Source organism: Mesorhizobium salmacidum (SeqCode) (assembly GCF_037179605.1).
In the GTDB taxonomy this organism is placed as follows: Bacteria; Pseudomonadota; Alphaproteobacteria; order Rhizobiales; family Rhizobiaceae; genus Mesorhizobium; species Mesorhizobium salmacidum.
The window spans coordinates 1-1,911 of the sequence record NZ_JAPYKS010000067.1 but is presented as its reverse complement, the minus strand read 5'-3'; the positions used below and the strand labels follow the sequence as shown (position 1 = coordinate 1,911).

Here is a 1,911-nt window from a genome sequence, read left to right as displayed (position 1 = left end):
ACCGGACGAAATGCAATGTGACTTTCGCGGCAGGCCGGCCACCCCTAAATAGCGCTGGTTTTCCATGGGCAATCGGGGACTATCTGCATGTGCGGTATCGTTGGAATCGTCGGCCACTCGCAGGTTGCGCCGCTCATCGTCGACGCGCTGAAGCGGCTCGAATATCGCGGTTATGACTCGGCAGGCGTCGCCACCATCGAAAAGGGTCAACTTGGCCGCCGCCGCGCCGAGGGCAAGCTGGTCAACCTCGAACGCCGGCTCAAGGATGAGCCGCTCGACGGCACGATCGGTATCGGCCATACGCGCTGGGCAACCCACGGCGTGCCCAACGAGACCAATGCGCATCCGCACTTTTCGGAGGGCGTCGCCATCGTCCACAACGGCATCATCGAGAATTTCGCCGAACTGCGCGACGAGCTGGTCCGCGACGGCTATTCCTTCTCGTCGCAGACCGACACCGAGGTCGTGGCGCATCTGGTGGCACGGGAACTCGCGAAAGGTCTGAAGCCGGTCGAGGCCGCGCACAAGGCGCTGAAGCGGCTGGAAGGCGCTTTTGCGCTGGCCATCATGTTCAAGGGCGACGAGGACCTCATCGTCGGCGCCCGCAACGGTCCGCCTCTGGCCGTCGGCCATGGCGATGGCGAGATGTTTTTGGGTTCGGACGCCATCGCGCTCGCTCCGTTCACCAATTCGATCACCTATCTAGAGGATGGCGACTGGGCGGCGGTGCGCCGCGAGAGCGTCGCCATCTTCGACATCGACGGCAAGAAAGTCGACCGCAAGCGCCAGCAGTCGCTGTCGACCAGCTTCATGGTCGACAAGGGCAACCGCCGCCACTTCATGGAAAAGGAAATCCATGAGCAGCCCGAAGTGATCTCGCACACACTGGCGCACTACGTCGATTTCGTCTCCGGCGTCTCCAAGCCGCTCGACCTGCCATTCGATTTCGCCAAGATCGGCCGCCTGGCTATCTCCGCCTGCGGCACTGCGTATCTTGCCGGCCTGATCGGCAAATACTGGTTCGAGCGCTATGCGCGGCTGCCGGTCGATATCGATGTCGCGTCGGAATTCCGCTATCGCGAAATGCCGCTGTCGGCCAGCGATGCCGCCTTCTTCATCTCGCAGTCGGGCGAGACCGCCGATACGCTGGCTTCGCTGCGCTATTGCCGCAAGGCCGGCATGAAGATCGGCGCGATCGTCAATGTGCGGGAATCGACCATGGCGCGCGAATCCGACGTCGTGCTGCCGACGCTGGCGGGGCCCGAGATCGGCGTCGCTTCGACCAAGGCTTTCACCTGTCAGTTGTCTGTGCTCGCGTCGCTTGCCGTGCGCGCTGGCGTGGCGCGCGGGGCGATCTCGAAGGAGCAAGAGAAGACCCTGGTGCGAGCGCTTTCGGAAGCACCCCGCTACGCCAACCAGGTGCTGAAGCTCGAAGAACAGATCGAACGGATCGCGCGGGAGCTGTCTCGCTACAAGGACGTGCTCTATCTCGGACGCGACACCAATTTCCCGCTGGCCATGGAAGGCGCGCTGAAGCTCAAGGAAATCTCCTACATCCATGCCGAAGGCTATGCCGCGGGCGAGCTGAAGCATGGGCCGATCGCGCTGATCGACGAGAACATGCCGGTGATCGTGATTGCGCCGCACGATCGCATCTTCGAAAAGACCGTGTCCAACATGCAGGAAGTGGCGGCGCGTGGCGGCAAGATCATTCTGATCACCGACGCCAAGGGCGCGGCACAGGTGAGCGTGAAGACGATGGAGACCATCGTGCTTCCGGATGTGCCGGAAATCATCTCGCCGATCATCTACACGCTGCCGATCCAGATGCTTGCGTATTTCGCCGCCGTGTTCATGGGCACCGACGTCGATCAGCCGCGCAATCTGGCGAAATCGGTGACGGTGGAATAG

General features: G+C 62.4%; 1 protein-coding gene. It reads left to right on the top strand.

What is annotated here, in order from left to right; all coding sequences use genetic code 11:
- Positions 1-87 precede the first annotated feature (87 nt).
- Positions 88-1,911: a glutamine--fructose-6-phosphate transaminase (isomerizing) gene (gene glmS, locus O7A60_RS31605; protein WP_337109563.1), complete on the top strand. Its 1,824-nt coding sequence runs from the start codon at positions 88-90 to the stop codon at positions 1,909-1,911.